At 65.4% G+C, this 20,849-nt stretch carries 13 protein-coding genes and 1 pseudogene; 8 read left to right on the top strand and 6 right to left on the bottom strand.

The window, feature by feature from the left end; translation table 11 throughout:
* The 4 genes from ASR47_RS26770 to ASR47_RS00695 all read left to right on the top strand — a co-directional run.
* Positions 1 to 4,142 (top strand): Ig-like domain-containing protein (locus ASR47_RS26770; protein WP_245714215.1); only part of this gene is annotated, 4,142 nt, incomplete at its 5' end.
* A gap of 56 nt (positions 4,143 to 4,198) precedes the next feature.
* On the top strand, positions 4,199 to 6,133 hold the full coding sequence (locus ASR47_RS00705) for a TolC family protein (protein ID WP_065305856.1): 1,935 nt from the start codon (positions 4,199 to 4,201) through the stop codon (positions 6,131 to 6,133).
* A complete protein-coding gene (locus tag ASR47_RS00700) occupies positions 6,130 to 6,927 on the top strand; it encodes an efflux RND transporter periplasmic adaptor subunit (RefSeq protein ID WP_065305855.1) in 798 nt (265 codons plus the stop codon). The genes ASR47_RS00705 and ASR47_RS00700 overlap by 4 nt, the downstream gene beginning before the upstream one ends.
* A gap of 33 nt (positions 6,928 to 6,960) precedes the next feature.
* Positions 6,961 to 8,301: an efflux RND transporter periplasmic adaptor subunit gene (locus ASR47_RS00695; RefSeq protein WP_065305854.1), complete on the top strand. Its 1,341-nt coding sequence runs from the start codon at positions 6,961 to 6,963 to the stop codon at positions 8,299 to 8,301.
* 119 nt (positions 8,302 to 8,420) lie between these two features.
* On the opposite strand, the gene ASR47_RS00690 is transcribed toward ASR47_RS00695, so the two are convergent.
* The 4 genes from ASR47_RS00690 to ASR47_RS00675 form a co-directional block, all read right to left on the bottom strand.
* Positions 8,421 to 10,652, bottom strand: a complete 2,232-nt coding sequence (locus tag ASR47_RS00690; RefSeq protein ID WP_065305853.1) for an NADP-dependent isocitrate dehydrogenase — start codon at positions 10,650 to 10,652, stop codon at positions 8,421 to 8,423.
* 286 nt (positions 10,653 to 10,938) lie between these two features.
* Positions 10,939 to 12,348 (bottom strand): amidase, encoded by a 1,410-nt coding sequence (locus ASR47_RS00685; RefSeq protein ID WP_065305852.1) that lies wholly within the window; start codon positions 12,346 to 12,348, stop codon positions 10,939 to 10,941.
* 12 nt (positions 12,349 to 12,360) lie between these two features.
* Positions 12,361 to 12,969: a glutathione S-transferase family protein gene (locus ASR47_RS00680; RefSeq protein ID WP_065305851.1), complete on the bottom strand. Its 609-nt coding sequence runs from the start codon at positions 12,967 to 12,969 to the stop codon at positions 12,361 to 12,363.
* Positions 12,970 to 13,013: 44 nt separating this feature from the next.
* Positions 13,014 to 13,919, bottom strand: a complete 906-nt coding sequence (locus ASR47_RS00675; protein WP_065305850.1) for a LysR family transcriptional regulator — start codon at positions 13,917 to 13,919, stop codon at positions 13,014 to 13,016.
* Between the two features lie 110 nt (positions 13,920 to 14,029).
* On the opposite strand from ASR47_RS00675, the gene hmgA reads away from it, so the two are divergent.
* Both hmgA and ASR47_RS00665 read left to right on the top strand, forming a co-directional pair.
* Complete coding sequence (gene hmgA, locus ASR47_RS00670; RefSeq protein ID WP_065305849.1) at positions 14,030 to 15,340, top strand: homogentisate 1,2-dioxygenase; 1,311 nt, start codon at positions 14,030 to 14,032, stop codon at positions 15,338 to 15,340.
* An 87-nt stretch (positions 15,341 to 15,427) separates the two neighbouring features.
* Positions 15,428 to 16,507 carry a DUF1176 domain-containing protein gene (locus ASR47_RS00665; protein ID WP_171898859.1) on the top strand — a complete coding sequence of 360 codons (1,080 nt, stop codon included), beginning with the start codon at positions 15,428 to 15,430 and terminating at the stop codon, positions 16,505 to 16,507.
* A 51-nt stretch (positions 16,508 to 16,558) separates the two neighbouring features.
* On the opposite strand, the gene ASR47_RS00660 is transcribed toward ASR47_RS00665, so the two are convergent.
* On the bottom strand, positions 16,559 to 18,283 hold the full coding sequence (locus tag ASR47_RS00660; RefSeq protein ID WP_082988634.1) for a methyl-accepting chemotaxis protein: 1,725 nt from the start codon (positions 18,281 to 18,283) through the stop codon (positions 16,559 to 16,561).
* Positions 18,171 to 19,307, bottom strand: coding sequence for a LysR family transcriptional regulator (locus tag ASR47_RS00655; protein WP_082988633.1), 1,137 nt, complete (start codon positions 19,305 to 19,307; stop codon positions 18,171 to 18,173). The genes ASR47_RS00660 and ASR47_RS00655 overlap by 113 nt, the downstream gene beginning before the upstream one ends.
* Positions 19,308 to 19,449: 142 nt before the next feature.
* Here ASR47_RS00655 and ASR47_RS00650 point away from each other — a divergent pair.
* Together ASR47_RS00650 and ASR47_RS00645 are read left to right on the top strand one after the other, a co-directional pair.
* Positions 19,450 to 20,190 (top strand): annotated as a pseudogene (locus tag ASR47_RS00650) (transposase); the annotation flags it as partial.
* A gap of 256 nt (positions 20,191 to 20,446) precedes the next feature.
* On the top strand, positions 20,447 to 20,849 hold a 403-nt coding region (locus ASR47_RS00645), incomplete at its 3' end, for a transposase (protein ID WP_150127609.1).

The following is a 20,849-nucleotide window of genomic DNA, read 5'->3' as shown; positions in this document are numbered from 1 at the left end:
TCACCGGCACCGCCGAAGCGGGCAGTACGGTCACCTTGTACGACACCGACGGCACCACCGTGCTCGGCACGGCAGTTGCCACCGGCGGCGTGTGGAGCATCACCAGCAGCGCACTGGCCTCCGGCGCCCACAGCCTGAGCGTCAAGGCGGCAGATGCTGCCGGCAACACCAGCGTGGCCTCGCCGGCACTGGCGATCAGCATCGACGCCACCGCGCCCGCAGCACCTGGCGCACCGGTGCTTGCTGCCGCCAGCGACAGCGGCAGTTCGAACACCGATGGCATCACCAGCGTCACCACGCCTACCATCACCGGCACCGCTGAAGCGGGCAGCCTGGTCACCCTGTACGACACCGACGGCACCACCGTGCTGGGCACGGCCACCGCCGCCGGCGGCGTATGGAGCATCACCAGCAGCGCGCTGGCCATCGGCGCGCACAGCCTGAGCGTCAAGGCGGTGGATGCAGCCGGCAACCTCAGCCCAAGCTCGGCGGTACTGTCGATCACCATCAACACCGTCGATACCATCGACACCACCGCGCCGGCAGCGCCAAGCGTGCCGGTCTTGGCGGCGGCTTCCGACAGCGGCAGCGCCAACACCGACGGCCTCACCAGCGTCACCACGCCCACCGTCACCGGCACTGCCGAAGCGGGCAGCCTGGTCACCTTGTACGACACCGACGGTACCACCGTGCTCGGCACCACCACCGCCGCCGGCGGCGTATGGAGCATCACCAGCAGCACGCTGGCGGCCGGCGCACACAGCCTGACGGTCAAGGCGGTGGATGCTGCCGGCAACCGCAGCGCGGCCTCGCCGTCGCTGACGATAACCATCGACAGCACCGCGCCGACCGCGCCGGCAACCCCGGTACTGGCCGCTGCCAGCGACAGCGGCGCCTCGAATGCGGACGGCATCACCAGCGTCAATCGTCCTACCATCAGCGGTCGTGCCGAGGCGGGCAGCACCGTCACCTTGCTCGGCACCGACGGCGTGACCACGCTGGGCAACGCCACCGCCGATGCCAATGGCAACTGGCGCATCACCAGCAACCTGCTGGCCGACGGCGTCCACAGCCTGACCGTTAAAGCGTTTGACGCCGCTGGCAACAGCAGCGTCGCCAGCGCCGCACTGACAGTCACCATCGACACCACTGCGCCAGCAGCGCCGGCCCCGCCGGTGCTGGCGGCAGCCAGCGACAACGGCGCCTCGGACAGCGACGGCATCACCAGCGTCACCACGCCTACCATCACCGGCCGCGCCGAAGCGGGCAGCACCGTCACCCTGTACGACTCCGATGGTGCCACCGTGCTGGGCACCGTGCTGGCAGCAGCCAACGGCAACTGGAGCATCACCAGCAGCACCCTGGCCGACGGCGTCCACAGCCTGAGCGTGCGCGCCACCGATCAGGCCGGCAACCGCAGTGTCGCCAGCCAGGTCTTGAGCGTCAACATCGATACCGCTGCGCCAGCAGCGCCGGCCACGCCGGTGCTGCTGGCGGCCAGCGACAGCGGCGCCTCGAGTGCGGACGGCGTCACCAGCGTCAACCGTCCCACCATCACCGGCCGTGCCGAAGCGGGCAGCACCATCACCCTTTACGACACGGACGGCGTGACCAATGTGGGCACCGCACTCGCAGCGGCCAACGGCAACTGGAACATCTCCAGCAGCCAGCTGGCCGATGGCGTCCACAGCCTGACCGTGCGCGCCACCGATCCGGCAGGCAACCGCAGCGCCGCCAGCCCGGCGTTGACCATCACTATCGATACCACTGCGCCGACAGCGCCTGCCACCCCGGCGCTGGCTTCGTCCAGTGACAGCGGCACGTCGAACAGCGACGGCGTCACCAGCGTCAACCGCCCCAACATCACGGGCCGCGCCGAAGCGGGCAGCACCGTTACGCTGCTCGACACCGACGGGCTCACCGTGCTGGGTACCGCAGTGGCGGCCGCCAACGGCAACTGGAGCATCACCAGCAGCACGCTGGCCGACGGCTCCCACAGCCTGAGCGTGCGTGCGACCGACCCGGCCGGCAACCGCAGCGCCGCCAGCCCGGTCTTGAGCGTCATCATCGACACCGCCGTACCGGCCACGCCGGCAGCGCCGGTGCTGGCGGCCGCCAGCGACAACGGCGCCTCGACCACCGACGGCATCACCAGCGTTACCACGCCAACCGTCAGCGGCCGCGCCCAGCCCGGCGCCACCGTCACGCTGTACGATACCGATGGTGTCAGCGTGCTTGGCAGCGCGGTGGTGAATGCCAGCGGCGCCTGGAGCATCACCAGCCGCGCGCTGACGGACGGCAATCATCAACTGAGCACCAAGACCACGAGCAGCACCGGCATTGTCAGCGCCGCCAGCACCGCGCTGGCGATCAGCATCGATACCACCGCGCCGGCTGCGCCCGCAGCGCCGGTGCTGGCCCAGGCCAGCGACAGCGGCGTGGCGAACGGCGACGGCGTGACCAACGTGGCGCGTCCGACCATCACCGGCCGCGGCGAACCGGGCGCCATCGCCACCCTGTTCGATACCGACGGTATCACCGTGCTGGGCCGCGCCAGCGTCGATGCCGGCGGCGCCTGGAGCATCACCAGCAGCCTGCTGGCCGATGGCGTGCACCGGCTCAGCGCCAGGATCGCCGACGCCGCCGGCAACACCAGCGCCGCCTCGACCGCCCTCACCGTGGTGGTGGACGCCACTGCGCCAGCTGCCGCCGGCACGCCGCGCCTGGTCGATGGCAACAGCACCACCACGCTGGTCACCACACCGCAACTGTCCGGCGCTGCCGAGCCGAACAGCACTGTCGTGGTGTTCAGCGACGGCGCCGCAGCCGGCCAGGTGCTGGCGGACGCCAACGGCAACTGGACATTGACCTTGCAACTGTCGCTCGGCGCACACCAGATCACCGCCGGCGCCATCGATGCCGCCGGCAACGTCGGCGCCGTCTCCGCGCCGCTGGCGCTCACCGTGCTGACACCGCCACCACCGGTGACCGCGCCGGTCGTGCCTGCGCCGACGACAGCACCGCTTGTGCCGGTGGCGGTGGCGACCGCGCCGCAAGCAGCCGCGCCCAATACACCACCGATCCGCGAGGCGGCAACGGGCGTGACCGGCACGTCGCCGATTTCCGCCGCAGTCAACCAGGCCTCCGGATCGCAATTTGCCAGCGCGGCAGCCACTGGCAGCACCTCGTCCACCACCACGGGGAACGCCAGCTTGGCAACAGCCACTGGCTCCACCGCTGCAACTGCAAGCGGCAGTACCAGCTTTACTCCGATCACTGCCCCAACTGCCACGGATGGCGCGGTGACCACGCCGAAAGCCACGGCCGCCGTTACTGTCCAAGGCACCGGCACAGGTACGGCCAGAGATACCGCCACGCTCCCTGCCACGGGTACCGGTACCGGTACGGCTGCGGCTGCGGCCACGACCGCCGCCAATCCTGCTGCCGCGCCCGCCACGACGGCAGTGACGGCAGTGACGGCAGCGACGTCAGTGACGGCAGCGACGGCACCGGCCGCCGTCGCACAGCTGGCCGCTGGCGCCACGCTGGTACTGAACCGCGAAATCGGCTCGGTATCGGTGCCGATCGAGGCGCAGCAAGGCCTGGCTTACGCCATCCCGCGCGACACCTTTGTCAGCGCCAGCGGCGTGGCGCCGACCCTCACCGCCACCCTGGCCGACGGTTCGCCGCTGCCGGCTTGGGTACGCTTCGATGCGGTCACCGGCACCTTCAGCGGCGTGCCGCCGCGCGGCGAGACGGTGTCGCTCGACATCGTGGTGACCGCCAGGGACGGCGCGGGCAACACCGCCAAGGCGGAGTTCTCGCTCAAGGGCGATACCGTGGTCAAGGATGGCAAGCCGCCACAAGCCGCCCTGCACGGCAAGCACCTGCTGCAGGCGCTGGGCCTGCACCGTGCTGCCGCGGCGGTGGACGATGCCGGCGCCACGACCGCCGGAGCGGCTGCTGACGACGGCGAGAGCGGCGAAGGCAGCGACGGCGGCACGGCGGTCCTGGCCGACGCAGGCGTCGGCACCGAAGCCACCAACGCCCAGGCCGGTGCGCTGAGCACCCAGCTGTCGCGCGAAGCGCAGCGCTTCTTGCAGGAAGCCAGCGCCACGCTGCGCCACCTGACCCGTCTGTAGAACCGATGCGCAACCAGCAAAACATGAACCAGATTAACCACCAAGGAGTTTTACCGATGACCTTCGCCACCACCGCTGCCAGCGCGCCCGGCGCCACCGGAGCCGTACACTCCACCACCCTGCGCCGCCTGCCGATGGTGTTGATGCTCGCTGCCGCCCTGAGCGCTTGCAGCGTCATGCCGGAGCCGATCGGCGCCGACGAGCGCCAGGCCCGCGTCAGGGACGATGTGGAAGCGCTGTTCAAGGATGTGGAACCGGTCACCGGCGAGATCACGCTGCACGAGGCCTTCGCCCGCGCGCTCAAGTACAACTACGACTACCGCCTGCGCTCGATGGAGCAGAGCATGGCATCAAGCCAGCTGGACCTTGCAAGGTACGACATGCTGCCGCGCCTGACGCTGGCGGCCGGCTACAGCTCGCGCAGCAACGACGCCGGTTCGCGCTCGGTCGATCTCGGCACTGGCGTGGAGAGCAACCTGTTCTCGGGCGCCCAGGAGCGCACCCGCAATAACCAGAACGCGGTGCTGGCCTGGAACGTGCTGGACTTCGGGGTCAGCTATGTACGCGCCCAGCAGCAGGCGGCCTCGGTGATGATCTCGGAAGAGCGCAAGCGCAAGGTCGTGCAGAATATTTCGCAGGACGTGCGCCAGGCCTTCTGGCGCGCCTATGTCGCGCAGCAGACGCTGCCGCGCATGGACGAGCTGCTCAACCGCGTCAGGGAAGCGATGCTGCGCAGCGAGCGCATGGAAACCGAACGCATGCTGCCGCCGCTGCAGGCGCTGGCCTACCAGCGCGCCCTGCTCGACATGCACCAGCAGATCGTGGTCCGCCGCCAGGAACTGATACTGGCCAAGTCCGAACTCAATGCCCTGATCAACCTGCGTCCAGGCAGCAACGTGGTGCTGTCGGCTGGCCAGGAAGAAGAAGCGACCGCCACGCTGCAACCGTTCGACGACATCAACGCGCTCGACCAGGCAGCACTCAACAACCGTCCCGAATTGCGCGAGGAAGACTACCGCAAGAAAATCTCGGTGCTCGAAGGCCGCAAGGCGCTGATGGCCTTCCTGCCTGGCCTGGAACTGAATATATCGGGCAACCGCGACAGCAACAAGTTCCTGCTCAATAACACCTGGGGCGAGGCAGGCAGTTCGGTCTCGCTGAACCTGATGCGCGCCTTTGCCTATCCGGCTGCCAAGCGCGCCCAGGAAGCCCAGCAGAAAGTGGACGACACCCGCCGCATCGCGCTGACCATGGCCGTCATGACGCAGGTGCGCATCGCCGCCCAGCGTTTCCAGGAAGCACGCACCGACTACGCCGTCAGCAGCCAGACCGCCAAGGTCGATGCCCGCATCGAACAGCACACGCTGTCGGCCACCCTCGCCAACACCGAGTCCAGCATGGAACTGCTGCGCACCGAGGTGCGCGCAGCCCTGTCCGAGATGCAGCGCTACGTGGCGCTGGCCAACTTGCAAGTCGCCTATGCGCGGGTGGCCAATTCGGTTGGCGCCGATCTGCTGCCAGCGCAGCCGCAAAGCGAAAGCGTGGCGGTGTTTGCCAGGCAACTGGCGCAAGCCGACGCCGACTGGCGCAAGACCAACTTCCATACCGCCGATGTGGCCGTACCGCCACCGCCGGTGTTGATCGGCACCATTGCCTCGCCGGCCGGCAGCGGCCTCGATCTGGCGGCGCTGCTGCAGGAACAGTTGAACGCCAATGGCGCCATGGTCAGCCTGGCCGGCGCCAACGTGCCGGTGGTATCGGCCACCGCCACCGTGGGTCAGCCCAATGTCGGCCTGCGCACGGTGGAACTGACCTGGCTGGTTCAGCGCGATGGCGTTACACTGGGTACCTTCAGCTATCGTTCGGCCATTCCGGACAGCGTGAGCTCGGCCTGGCCGGTATTCGGCAAGGCGGCGGCGGAATCGGCCGCCACCAGGATCACCAGCCTGCTGCGCGGCGAAGCGAAACCTCCACTTCAGGCGAAAAAATGATGATGTCGTTGCACCGCTCTTTAGTATCTGTACTGATATCAACTCTGGGTGCCGGCGCGCTGGCGGCTGCTCCTGCTGCTCCGCTGGCGCAGGCCAAACCGGCGGCCGCGCCTGTGACCACCGCCGCAAGCAAGACCATCCGCGTACTGGTCGCTGCCGACCAGGAAAGCGTGCTGGCCTCGCAAATGGCGGGCCGCATCGACCTGGTCAACGTCAAGCTGGGCAGCACGATTAGCGCCGGCCAGGTGCTGCTGAAATTTAACTGCGACGAGCAGAATGCTCACCTGAAAATGGCCAACGCCGAGTTTTACGGCGCCCAGCAGACCTACGAATCGAAGGTCAAGCTGCAGGCGATGCAATCGGTGGCCGAGATCGACGTCCAGCAAACCGCCGCGCTGGCGCAAAAGGCCAAGGCCCAGATCCAGTTGTACCAGGCGCAGCTGCGCCAGTGCACCATCGTCGCGCCGTTCGCCGGGCGCGTCACGCGCTTGCTGGCCAAGCAGTACGCCAGCGTCAACATCGGCCAGCCACTGATCGAGATCGTCAACGACCGCAAGCTCAAGGTGCAGCTCAACGTGCCGTCGCTGTGGCTGTCGTGGCTCAAGGTCGGCCAGCCGTTCTCGCTGAAGATCGATGAAACCGGCAGCAGCTATAACGCCAAGGTGCAGCGCATCAACGGCCGCGTGGATGCCGTCAGCCAGTCGATCGAAATCGAGGGCGAAGTGACAGGCAACACCGCCAACCTGCTGCCGGGCATGAGCGGCGTGGCCAGCTTCCCCGCTGCCGGCCGCTAACCGCGATCTCTTCAAGCTTTATCAGGAAACACCTTGTCCGATTCGATCAATTTCCAGAGTATCGGCGCCCTGCTCCAGATCGAACAGGACGTGCGCACCGCCACCAGTGAAGGCGCGGTCGAATTCATCGCCGTCAACGACACCTTCCGTATCGTGCCGTATCGCCAGGCCGCGCTGTGGCGGCCGGACCCGGCCGGCAAGCCGGAGCTGCGGCGGGTTTCCGGCCTGGCCGATGCGCCGCCCGACTCGCCCTACCGCCAGTGGATGAACCAGGCGCTGCGGCAGCTGGCGCCGAAAATCGACGGCGGCCATGCGCTGCATGTGTCACGCGACATGCTGGACGCCCCGCTGCACGCGGGCTGGGACGAATGGATGGGCGGCAGCGTACTGATGGTGGCGCTGCCCACGCCGGCTGGCGGCACTGTGGGCGGCTTGTTGCTGGCGCTGGAAACCCGGGCCGACGAGGCGCAAACCGCGCTGGCCGAGCGGCTGGCGGTGGCATATGGCCAGGCGCTGTGGGCATGGCGCGAACGGCCTGCCACCTGGCGCCGCATGGCGTCGCGCCTGAAGGCAAGACCGAAGCGCCTGCTGCTGGCGGCGCTGGTCGTGGCCTGCATCCCGATGCGCCTGACGGTGCTGGCGCCGGCCGAAATCATCGGCAAGGATGCGAAACTGGTCGCCGCGCCGCAAGATGGCGTGGTGGCGCGCTTTTTCGTGAAACCGAACCAGACGGTGGCGGCAGGCGAGCCGCTGTTTGCGCTGGAAGACACCGGCGCGCGCAACCGCAACGAAGTGGCGGTCAAGTCACAGGCGGTGGCGGCGGCAGAATACCTGCGCGCCACGCAAAAGTCATTCAACGACGGCGCCAGCAAGGCCGACCTGTCGTCGCTGAATGCCAGGCTGGAAGAAAAATCGGCGGAAGCGCAATATGTGAAAGACATGCTGGAACGGATACAGGTGCGCGCACCTGCGGCGGGCATCGCCGTGTTCTCGGACCAGAACGACTGGCTGGGCAAGCCGGTGCAAACGGGCGAGCGCATCATCCTGCTGGCCGACCCGGCCAGGGTGCAGATCGCCATCCGCCTGCCGGTGGAAGACGCGCTGAGCCTGGAGCCGGGCGCCGCCGTCAAGCTGTACCTGAACGTGGCGCCCCTGGGCACGGTCTCGGGAGTGCTGACGCAATCGAGCTATGAACCGGCGCTGACCAGCGATGGCGTGGTGGCCTACAGCCTGAAAGCCGACCTGGCACCGGGCGAGCCGGTGCAACGCATTGGCCTGAAAGGCACGGCCAAGCTGTACGGCGGCTGGGCGCCGCTGCTCTATCATGTGCTGCGCAAACCACTGGCCGTGGCGCGGCGCACGCTGGGTATCTGAGCCGGCACCGTCCCTTTCCCTTTACTGCATTCCACAAGTAACAACGCCGCCGGGATTGCTCCCGGCGGCGTCCTGTTGCGGCGCCTTGACTTGCGGCGCCGCCTGTCCTTCTTGCGCTATCAGTTGTCGCCAAGCACCTTGTTCAAGGTGGCGCTCGGACGCATGACGGCTTCGGTTTTCACCGGGTCAGGCATGTAATAGCCGCCGATATCGGTGGCCGCGCCTTGTGCCGACAGCAGTTCTTCGACGATCTTGGCCTCATTTTCGCTCAGGGCGGTGGCCAATGGCGTGAAATGGGCTTTCAGTTCGGCGTCGTCGTTCTGCGCGGCCAGCGCCTGCGCCCAGTACAGCGACAGGTAGAAATGGCTGCCGCGGTTATCGAGCTCGCCGGTGCGTGGCGATGGCGACTTGTTGTTGTCCAGCAGCTTGCCGGTCGCTTCGTCCAGCGTCCTGGCCAGGATTTTCGCCTTCTCGTTGCCGGTCTTGATGCCCATGTCTTCCAGCGACACGGCCAGCGCCAGGAACTCGCCCAGCGAATCCCAGCGCAGGTGGTTTTCTTCCACCAGTTGCTTGACGTGTTTCGGCGCCGAACCGCCGGCGCCGGTTTCGTACATGCCGCCGCCGGCCATCAAAGGCACGATCGACAGCATCTTGGCCGAGGTGCCCAGTTCCAGGATCGGGAACAGGTCGGTCAGGTAATCACGCAGGATGTTGCCGGTGACCGAGATGGTGTCCAGGCCGCGTGCGACGCGCTCCAGCGTGTAGCGCATGGCGCGCGTTTGCGACATGATCTGGATGTCCAGGCCGCTGGTATCGTGGTCCTTCAGGTAGGTTTGCACCTTCTTGATCACTTCGTTCTCATGCGGACGGAAGGTGTCGAGCCAGAACACGGCAGGCATGCCCGAGTTGCGCGCACGGGTGACGGCCAGCTTGACCCAGTCGCGGATCGGGGCGTCCTTGACCTGGCACATGCGCCAGATATCGCCCTCCTCCACATTCTGCGACAGCAGCACTTCGCCGGTGGCGATATCGGTGATGTTGGCCACGCCCGCTTCGCTCACTTCGAAGGTCTTGTCGTGCGAACCGTATTCTTCGGCTTGCTGCGCCATCAGGCCCACGTTCGGTACGGTGCCCATGGTCTTCGGATCGAAGTTGCCATGCCATTTGCAAAAACCAATCATTTCCTGGTAGATGCGCGCGAAAGTCGATTCCGGCATCACGGCCTTGACGTCTTTCGGCCGGCCATCGGCGCCCCACATCTTGCCGCCGATACGGATCATCGCCGGCATCGACGCGTCGACGATGATGTCGTTCGGCGAATGGAAGTTGGTAATGCCCTTGGCCGAATCGACCATCGCCAGTTCCGGACGGTTGGCGTGGCAGGCGTGCAGGTCCTTGAGGATCTCTTCCTTCTTCGACGCCGGCAAGGTCTCGATCTTGTCGTACAGATTGACCATGCCGTTGTTGACGTTCACGCCCAGTTCATCGAACAGCGCAGCGTGTTTTTCGAACGCATCCTTGTAGAAAATGCGCACGCAATGGCCGAACACGATCGGGTGCGACACCTTCATCATGGTCGCTTTCACGTGCAGCGAGAACATCACGCCGGTCTTGAACGCGTCGTCGATTTCCTTCTCGTAGAACTCCAGCAGCGCTTTCTTGCTCATGAACATGCTGTCGATGATTTCGCCGGCCAGCAGCGAGACCTTCGGTTTGAGCACGATGGTCTTGCCGGAATTGGTGACCAGTTCCATCTTGACGTCGCGCGCGGCAGCGATCGTCATCGACTTTTCGCCATGGTAGAAGTCGCCATGATGCATGTGCGACACATGGGTGCGCGACGCCTGGCTCCACTCGCCCATCGAATGCGGGTGCTTGCGGGCAAATTCTTTCACCGCTTTTGGTGCGCGGCGGTCGGAGTTGCCTTCACGCAGCACCGGATTGACCGAGCTGCCGACGCATTTGCCGTAGCGGGCCTTCAGGGCTTTTTCTTCGTCGGTCTTGGCATCTTCCGGATAGTCCGGCAGCTTGTAGCCGCGGCCTTGCAGCTCACGGATGCACGATACCAGCTGGCCCACCGAGGCGCTGATGTTCGGCAGCTTGATGATGTTGGTGTCGGGGTTTTGCGTCAGGGCGCCCAGCTCGGCCAGGGTATTGGGCACTTTCTGGTCGTCGGACAGGTATTCGGGGAACTCAGCCAGCACGCGGGAGGCCACCGAAATATCACTGGCAACAACGTCGACGCCGGCGGGCGCGGTGAACTTCTTGATGATCGGCAGCAGCGAGTACGTCGCCAGCATGGGCGCTTCATCGGTCAGCGTGTAGATGATCCTGGATTTTTGTGTTGCCATGTTCATTCCCTTGTATACGGTGATGCTTGGTGGTTGACTTTCTTCGTTCCAAACACAGGGTGGTTGACCTTGCATTGGACGGCTAGTGTACCGGCGGTGACGCCGTGCTTGGCCCACCACGTATTTTAGACTGTCCTGCCGCCGTTTGTGTACCCGATGGCGCGGAATCTTATATAAGACAGCAAATTAGACGGCCAAGCCAGTGCGCAAGCGCCAATTTCATGCAATAAAACGAAATTTCACCTGCTGAAAATACCATAAAGACAATATCAACTTGAAAACATCTTCAATTCAAGGCCGCCTCGATGCGCGTGGCGGCGGCAAACAGCTGCGCTTCCGCACCGGGCGCGCACAGCACCGAGATGCTCGGCGGCAAACCACTGGCCGGATCTTTGAATTTCCAGGCCGGAATCGCCATCGCCGGCAAATCGAGGTAGTTGCCCAAAGTATGTGCAGTAAACCAGCCATTCACACCAGGCTTCAGGGACAGCCGGTTCATCTGCCCATGCGCAGGCGCCAGCAAGCCCAGGGTCGGCAGGACCAGCACGCCGTCGCTGCCCAAGAGGGCCTGGTAGCGCGACCTGGCCTCGGCAAAGCGCGCCGCGATGGCCTTGACCTTGACCGCGCTGCGCGGCTTCATCAGCGGCGCAATCAGCATCCAGCGCAGCAGGCCGTCGTCTATCGTCGCTTTCTTCATCCACTGGCGCAGCAGCTCGGCCCACGGCGAAAAGCGCCCCGCCTCGGGTGTCGACAGCAGGCGCAGCCAGCCGTCATAAAAATCGTCGAGGATCAGTTTGGGAATCTGATTGTATAAATACGGCACATCGGCAAAATCCTGCGCTTGCTGCCGGTAGCCCGCGTCCAGCAAGGCCGTCCTGGCGGCGGCCAATGCCTTGGCCATGCAAGGCGCGCGCATTGCCAGCGGAAAGCCGCCCGGCAGCACCAGCCGGCCGGCGCCCGGCGGCGTGGCGGCCACCGGCTGCCTGGCGATCACGTCATACACCAGCCGCGCGTCGCGCACGCTGCGCGTCAGCGGCCCCAGGCCCAGCCAGGACAGTGTGTTGCCGGTCACTACCGGCCAGGTACCGCTTTGATCGACCGCGCCGGAATGGGGCTTGAAGCCAACCACGCCGCAAAAGGCGGCGGGAATGCGGATCGAGCCAAGAATATCGGAGCCGACGCCGAACACCGTGCTGCCCGAGCCGACCAGCGCGCCTTCGCCGCCGCTCGATCCACCGGCCACGCGCGCCACGTCCAGCGGGTTGCGCGTGCGTCCGTAACGCGGATTGACGCTCTCGGCCGTCATGGCGAACTCCGGCACATTGCTGCGCGCCATCACGATGGCGCCCGCCGCTTTCAGGCGGCGCACGATCTGCGCGTCTTCCGTGGGCACTTGCGGCGCCATGCGCGCCGAACCTGCCGTCAGCAGCTGGCCGGCGATGGCAAAGGTCTCCTTGACGCTGCACGGCAGGCCGAACAGCGGCAACGACCGGTCGCCGCTGGCGTCCAGCAGGCGCGCCTGCGCCACGGCGTCGTCATGGAAAACCTGTGTCGCGCCATTGACCTGCGGCTGCACCTGGTCGAGCCGCGCCAGCTGCGAGCGCACCAGTTGCTCGACGCTCAAGCTGCCCTGGCGCAGCGCCGCCAGCAAGGCCACGGCGTCCGGGCCATGCAGATCTCTCTGGTAATTGTCCATCGCGCGCCCTGATCAGCCTTCGGTGGCGGCCATGGCCTTCTGCCAGGCCGGGCGCGCTTCGATGGCGCGCACAAAAGCCTGCAATTTCGGCCAGCGTGCGCCTTCCGGCTGTTTGACGGCAATACTGGCGGGGAAGCTGAGCATGATGTCGGCGCCGGTCAAGCTGTCGCCGATAAAATGGCCGGAAGGCTGGACGATGCTTTCCAGGTAATCGAAATGGCTGACCACTTCGCCGTCGATGCGTCCGTGCAGCGGCGCGCCGCCGTCACCCAGGCGTGACACATAAATACGCAGCAGCAGCGGGATCATGGCCGAGCCTTCGGCAAAATGCATCAGCTGCAGATGGCGCAGCGCGTCTGGCGAACCGGCCGGCGGCAAAAACCGTGCGTGCTGTTCGCACAGGTATTGCACGATGGCGCCAGACTCTTCGATCAGCACGCCATCGACTTCCAGCAGCGGCGACTTGCCCAGCGGGTGGACGGCTTTCAGTTCCGGCGGCGCGAAATGGGTGACGGCGTCGCGCTGGTAGCGCACGAGCTCATAGTCCAGCCCCAGTTCTTCGAGCAGCCAGACGATGCGCTGCGAGCGGCTTTGATTCAGATGATGGATGCGGATGGCCATGATGTTCCTTATGAGCAAAGCACCATGGTAATGCAAAACCAGCGCTATTCGGCGAACGTTTCCGCCAGCACGGTGCGCAGCCACTGGTTGCCCGCATCCTGGGTATAGCGCCGGTGCCAGAAGATATTCGTTTGCAGCGATGGCAGCGCAAGCGGCGGGCGCAGGTAGTCCAGCTTGAACGGGGCGGCGGCGCGCTGCGCCAGCTTTTCGGGCACCGTCACCACCAGGTCGGTGCTGCCGACGATATACGGCACGGCCGTGAAATGCGGCACCTGGAAGGCGGTGGCGGCACGCACGCCGGCCTTTTCCAGCAGCGCGTTGACCTTGTCGTAGGGACTGTCGGACGAGGCCACCAGCAGATGGTCGCACGCCAGGAAGCGTTTCAACGTCGGCTTGCCGCCGCCCAGCGCATGGCCCTGGCGAAACATCGTCACGTAGGCCTGCTCGAACAGGCGGCGCTGGTACAGCGCACCCGATACATCATCGAACGCGCCGATCGCCAGGTCCACCCTGCCCGCCTCCATTTCGGTCCTGATGTCGATGGCGCCGGCGCGCACCGTGCTGACCTGCACCTGCGGTGCGTGACGGCGCAGCAGGTCGATCAGCACCGGCATGAAATATACCTCGCCGACGTCGCTCATGGCCAGGCGAAAATGGCGCGCGCTGCTGGCGGGGTCGAACGCCTGCGCCGGCTTGAAGGCTTCGGCCAGGGTGGCCAGGGCGCCGGCCACCGGCTCGGCCAGCAGCTGCGCATAGGGCGTCGGCTGCATGCCCTGCGCCGTGCGCACGAACAGTTCATCGTCAAACGTGCGCCGCAGCCGGCCGAGCGCATTGCTGACGGCCGACTGGCTCAGGCGCAGCCGCCTGGCCGCGTTGGAAATCTGCCGTTCGCGGTACACCTCGTGGAACACCAGCAGCAGGTTCAGGTCGATATTGCGGATGTCGATCATGGTCGTGGTTGATTTCGCAGCGCAGATTATTCACATTGTAAATACTGTGTATTTACCTATTTATCTCGTCAAATATTATCCCACGTTCTACAGTGACGGCTGCCATCACCATGGAGACAAGCACGATGAACGCATCCTACCAATCCGGCTTTGCCAATGAATTTGCCACCGAGGCCCTGCCCGGCGCCCTGCCCGCCCACCGCAATTCGCCGCAGCGCGCCGCCTACGGCCTGTATGCCGAACAGGTATCGGGCACGGCGTTTACGGCGCCGCGCAGCCATAACCGCCGCTCGTGGCTGTACCGCATCCGCCCGGCCGCCATGCACCGGCCGTTCCAGCGCCTGTCGAACGGGCGCATCGCCACCGATTTCAACCACGTGGAAGCGCCGCCGAACCAGCTGCGCTGGGACCCGCTGACTATGCCGGTGCAGCCGACCGACTTTATCGACGGCTGGGTGACGATGGCCGGCAACGGCTCGGCGGCGGCGCAATCGGGCTGCGCCATCCACCTGTACGCGGCCAACCGCGACATGCAGGGCCGCTATTTCTATTCGGCCGACGGCGAATTGCTGATCGTGCCGCAGCAGGGCCGGCTGCGGCTGCGCACGGAACTGGGCGTGATCGATATCGAACCCCAGGAAATTGCCGTGATACCGCGCGGCATCCGCTTCCAGGCCCTGCTGCCGGACGGCGAGGCGCGCGGCTATATCTGCGAAAACTTCGGCGCCCTGCTGCGCCTGCCCGACTTGGGCCCGATCGGCTCGAACGGCCTGGCCAACCCGCGCGATTTCCTCACGCCCTGCGCCGCCTACGAAGACGTGGAAGGCGATTTCGAGCTGGTGGCCAAGTTCTGCGGCAATCTGTGGACGGCGAAGATCGGCCACTCGCCGCTCGACGTCGTCGCCTGGCACGGCAATTACGCGCCCTATAAATACGACCTGCGCCACTTCAACACCATCGGCTCGATCAGCCACGACCACCCGGACCCGTCGATCTTCCTGGTGCTGCAGGCGCCCAGCGACACGCCCGGCGTCGATACGCTGGACTTCGTGATCTTCCCGCCGCGCTGGCTGGTGGCCGAAGACACCTTCCGCCCGCCCTGGTTCCACCGCAACGTGGCCAGCGAATTCATGGGCCTGATCCACGGCCAGTACGACGCCAAGTCCGCCGGATTTCGCCCCGGCGGCGCCAGCCTGCACAACTGCATGAGCGGCCACGGTCCCGATGCTGGCACCTTCGACAAGGCCAGCGGCATCGACACCACAGTGCCGCAAAAGGTCGACAACACCATGGCCTTCATGTTCGAAACGCGCAGCGTGCTGTGCCCGACCGCCCATGCGCTGGCCTCGCCGCAATTGCAGAGCGATTATTTCGAGTGCTGGATGGGCATAGCCAAGCATTTCGATCCATCCAGGCCGTAAGTACCGCTCGGTACGTGCCAGCCAATGTCGTTCGGGTGCGGGCCGTTGCCAGCCTATAATGGGCATCGATCGAACTGGAGAGTTGAAATGAAAATTGGCCTGGCCATCATGTTGTTGAGTGGCGCGTCCGCCCTTCCGGTTCCCGGCATTGCCGCCGACAAGGGCGGCGTGGCTTTCTCGCACAAGGACTGGGAACTGGCCTGCGACAACACCGGCACCTGCCGCGCCGCCGGCTACCAGGCCGATGGGGCCGAGCCGGCCGTGTCGCTGCTGCTGGTGCGCGACGCCGGCGCAAAACAGGCGTTAAGCGCAAAGATCCAGCTCGGCTCCTACGCCCCGAGCGACGTCGCAATGGCCGCCGGCGTCCGTCATCTGGTGATCACGTCCGGCGCACGCAAGCTCGGCACAATCGACCTGGTCCCTGGAGCGCAGTCCAGCCCCCTGAACGGCGCGACGATTGCCGCCATCCTGCCGGCGCTGTTGCAATCGTCGAGCGTGGTATTTTCCAGCGGCCAGCAGCACTGGACCTTGTCGACCGCCGGCGCCAGCGCCGTGCTGCTGAAAATGGACGAGGCCCAGGGCCGCATCGGCACCGTTGGCGCCCTGGTGCGCAAAGGCGGCAAGCCCGAAACCGGCGTGCTGCAAGCGAGCGTGGCGCCGGTGGTGGTCGCCGGCCCCATGCCGCGTGAAAACAGGAAAGACCTGTTCCTGCAGCCTGTGCAGCGTGCCGACATCGTGCAGGCGCTGCGCAAAGTCTCCAGCCGCGACGAATGCCCGGGCCTGTTTCCGTCCGCAGGCCAGGAGGCGGCGGGCGAACTGCGCGTCCATCGTTTATCGGCGACCAAGCTGCTGGCGGGCATGGTCTGCGAGACCTATGCCTACAACCAGTCCGTGATGTTCTGGATGATCAATTCCGAGGCGCCGTATGCGCCGGCCAGTGTCGCCGGCGACGCCAGCGACTACAGCTTCGGCGAGATTTCAGCGTCGCACAAAGGCCGCGGCCTGGGCGACTGCTGGAGTTCGGCCGTGCATACCTGGGATGGCCAGCAATTTGTCTGGACCAAGGAATCGTCGACCGGCATGTGCCGCCTGGTCGCACCGGGCGGCGCCTGGGAGTTGCCGACCTATGTGACGACGGTGCGCGAGAGCGACGGCAGCCTGCGCTGAAACGCCGGCGTGACGTCGGCCGGACGCCGTCCCGCCGGCACGCTGCTCAATTCAGAACTCTTCCCACTCGTCGGCTTTCGCGGCCGGCGCGCCCTTGCTGGCCTTGACGGTATCGGTGCCAGCCCCGCGCCGCAGGGGAATGGCCGCCTTGACGCTGGCCTTCCCTGGCGCCGCAGTGCGCGGCGCGGCAGGCTGCGGCCGCGCCGACTGTGGCGCCACCGCGCCGCTGTCGCCACGCAGGCGGAACACCGCCACGGCCTGGGCCAGGGTTGCCGCCTGCACCTGCATCGCTTCGGAGGCGGCGGCCGATTGCTCCACCAGCGCCGCGTTTTGCTGGGTCACGGCGTCCATCTGCATCACCGCCTGGTTGATCTGCTCGATGCCATCCGTTTGCTCCGAGCTGGCGGACGACATCTCGGCCATGATGTCCGTGACGCGCTGAACGCTGCTGACGATCTCGCGCATGGTGTCGCCGGCAGTGTTGACCAGTGCGCTGCCGCTGGCCACCTTCGTGCTGGAAGAGTCGATCAGGACCTTGATTTCGCGCGCGGCCGAGGCCGACCGTTGCGCCAGGTTGCGCACTTCGGAGGCGACTACCGCAAAGCCGCGGCCCTGTTCGCCGGCCCGTGCCGCTTCGACCGCCGCGTTGAGCGCCAGGATATTGGTCTGGAACGCAATGCCGTCGATCACGCTGATGATGTCGGTGATCTTGGCCGAGGCCGCGTTGATCTCGTTCATGGTGCCGGTCACCTGCTCGATGACCTGGCCGCCGCGCGCCGCCACGTCCGAAGCGCTGCGCGCCAGCACATTGGCCTGGCGCGCATTCTCGGCATTCTGCCTGGTGGTGGAAGTGAGTTCCTCCATCGACGACGCCGTCTCTTCGAGCGAACTGGCCTGCTGCTCGGTGCGCGACGACAGGTCCATGCTGCCCGAGGCCACCTGCAGCGCGGCGGTGGCGATCGTTTCCGTTCCCGAACGCACCGTGCCGACCGTGGCCGCCAGGTTGTCGTTCATCGCTTTAAGCGCCAGCAGCAATTGCCCCATCTCATCGCTGCTGTCGCTGTCGATCTGGCTGGTGAGGTCGCCGGCGGCGACAGTGCGGGCAATGCCCAGCGCGCGGTTGGCCGGCCGCGTGATCGAGATGCTAATCCAGTATGCAATGGCCGCCGCCAGCGCCAGCGCCAGCGCCCCCAGCCCCCACGACAAGCGGCGGCTTTCCTCGAAGGTCGCGGCGGCGGCATCGGCCGTGTGCGAGCTCAGTTCCTGCTGGCGCGCCGCCAGCGCATTGGTCGCTTGCTTGAGGTCGCGCAGAATGGGGCGCAAATCGCTGGCGAGGAAGGCGCGCGCCGCCTCGAGCCGGTTGGCCTGCACGTCGCCGATCAGGCGATCCTGGCCAGGGCGGTAGCGGCCGATATGGGTTTTCATCTGCGCCAGCAATTGGCGCGCACGCGGATCCTTCAAACTGCCATCGAGCATGCTGATGGCGCGCTGGTTGAGCTCCCTGGTCTGCATGATGTGATCGACTTGCGCCTTGTGGTCGGCCGAATCTTCGGTCAGCATCATGTTGCGCAGTGCAATCGCTATCTCATTGATACCCACCAGCAGTTGCGTTGTCGCCTCGATTTTCGGCATTCTGTCGTGGACAATTTCATCCGTGCCGGCATTAATCCGCGCCATCATGGTATTGCTGACCACCACCATCAGCAGCAACAGCGCGCACACCACGCCAAAACCTGCGCCCAGACGCACCCCTATCCGCATGTTCGACACCCTCATGTGACGCTCTCCCGTAGTGATGTTCTCCAGTTGGCAAGGTGGCGTTGGCGTCAGCGCTGATGGCCAGGCTGCCCCTGCGAAGCCTCATTATCGTTCCAGGCGTATCAGGAAAACCATCGAAACGTGCATGGACCAGGCCACAAAAAAGACTTGACTGTTGCGCGACAGGCGTATTGTCATCGCGGTACACGGCGGCACGCCGGGGCAGCAGTCGCTCTGCGGCGTACGCGGCATTGAGTGGCGAGCGTCCAGCCGCGTGCGTGCTCAACACCGCGCGCAGCCTGCCGCTACGCAGCTCTTCGGCCACGGCCCACGACGGCAACTGCGCAATGCCGATGTCCTGCAGCACCGCTCTGCGTACGCCTTCCAGGCTGTTCAGGCGCAAACGGCCCGGTACATGCACTTCGCCGTGCTTGAACGGCCATCCTCCCCCACCGGCCATCAAGGTATAGATCAGGCACTGGTGCTGCGGCAGATCGGCCGGCTGCGCGGGCACGCCATGGCGCTCCAGGTAGGCCGCACTGGCCACGCAAATGCGCTCGGCGGTGCCGACCCGGCGCGCCAGTAGCGAACTGTCCTTGAGGATGCCGCCACGCAGTGCGATATCGACGCCTTCGGCCACCAGGTCGATGTAACCGTCGCCGAGCCGCAGCTCGACCTCGACATCAGGGAAGCGCGCGAGAAAATCAGGCCGTGCGCCGATGATTTTTTCCGTGCCCAGGGTGGACGAACAAGCCACCCTCAGCAGGCCATGGGGATGCTGCTGGCCGCGCGCATCGGCATCGGCTTGCGCCGCCTGCGTGCCTGCGTGCCTGCGTGCCTGCGCGCAATAGCGTTGCCCTTCCGGCTTCGTGGCCATCTGACGCGTCGAGCGATGCAGCCGCCGCGTATCGAGCGATTTTTCCAGCGACGCAGTATGCCGCCCGACGTTCGGCTGACCAGTGCCCAGCTCGCGCGCCACCGCCGAAAAGCTGCCCGTCTCTACCGCACGCACAAGGCACTGCACCCATGGCAACTTATCCATTTAAGGTTCATCGCGGTTGATGGGGAAAGACGGGCTTGACGTTTTTGCTGGGAGGGGGTGGCGGCAAGGGTTTTGAATTGGTAAATTGATTGTCGCCAAACAAACCAATTACCTTACCACTCTCGCCGCCATGCTCAATGCTATGTTGTCTCTTCCATTTTGGGAAGGGCATATTGTCGATTCCGTTGTCGAACAGGACGACGCATCGCTGCTGATCGTTCTCAACGCCTGCCCCACTGCCGACGCGCTTTGCGGTAGCTGCCGGCAGCCTTGTGCCCTAGTTCATGAGCGGCGCTGGCGGCGCTGGCGGCGCATCCGGGATCGGGATATTTTGGATCGACGGGTTTGGTTGAAGGTAGCAATCCGGCGCCTGGACTGCCATCATTGCAATGCCCGGGTGACAGAGCATATCTCCTGGCTGAACCGGCGCTCGCGGATGACTCACCGCGTCCGGGTCTGGGTGGAGGCGCTGGCACAGCTTATCCCCATCAAGCACGTGTCCCAGCTGACAGGCCTGCACTGGCACACCATCAAGGCCATTGACCTACAACGCTTGGCGCACCTGCACGGCCAGTTCCCCGCTGGCGACGTGCGGCGCCTCGTCATGGATGAATTCGCTTTGCACAAAGGCCATCGTTATGCCACGGTCGTTCTCGATGCTCAGCGCATGCGTGTGCTCTGGGTTGGTGAAGGCAATAGTCGAGCGGCCATCCGGCCGTTTTTCGAGGCGTTGGCCACAGAAGGCTGCGACCAAATTGAGGCTGTGGCGATGGATATGAACACGGCGATGGATCTCGAAGTGCGTGCGCAATGTCCCAACGCCGAAGTCGTCTACGATTTTTTCCATGTCGTTGCGCGCTTTGGCCGTGAGGTCGTCGACCGGTGGGTATTTCGGTCCATCGTGCCCACTGATTCCGGTCCATCGTGCCCAGCGATTCCGGTCCATCGCGCCCACCCATTCCGGTCCATCGTGCCCAGTTTGATGGGGTGACCGGAATCACTGGTCACGATACCGGAATCAGTGGGCACGATACCGGAATGGCCGGTCACGATACCGGAACGGTGTCGTAGCACGCCGAGATGATGTTACGCATATAGCAACCGAGAGGGTACGCTTCCAGCTTTTTTCTGGAGATAGCGTGCCCGCACCGAGGATCAATATGCGTAAGATAAAAGATGTCCTGCGTCTGAAGCTCGACGCCCAGTTGTCTCACCGGCAGATCGCCGCTGCACTGGGCATGTCGAAGGCTGCCGTGACCAAGTACCTTAGCCTGGCCGCAGCGGCGGGCCTGGATTGGGCGACGGTCCAGGGGATTGATGAGGCGGCGCTGGAGAGGCGCCTGCTCGTTGCGCCGGAACGCCCGCGAGAGCACGTGCAGCCCGACTACGGCTACCTGCACCAGGAACTGCGCCGCAAGGGCATGACGTTGATGCTCCTGTGGGAGGAGCACCGCGCCGACTATGCCGATCGCCAGACCTACGGCTACACGCAGTTCTGCGAAAACTACCGCCGCTTCGCCAGGCAGCTCAAGCGCTCGATGC

Origin of the sequence: Janthinobacterium psychrotolerans, from assembly GCF_001677885.1 — a bacterium.
Lineage (GTDB): Bacteria > Pseudomonadota > Gammaproteobacteria > Burkholderiales > Burkholderiaceae_D > Janthinobacterium > Janthinobacterium psychrotolerans.
Note: the sequence above shows the minus strand (reverse complement) of the source record. Positions and strands in the feature narration are given on the sequence as shown.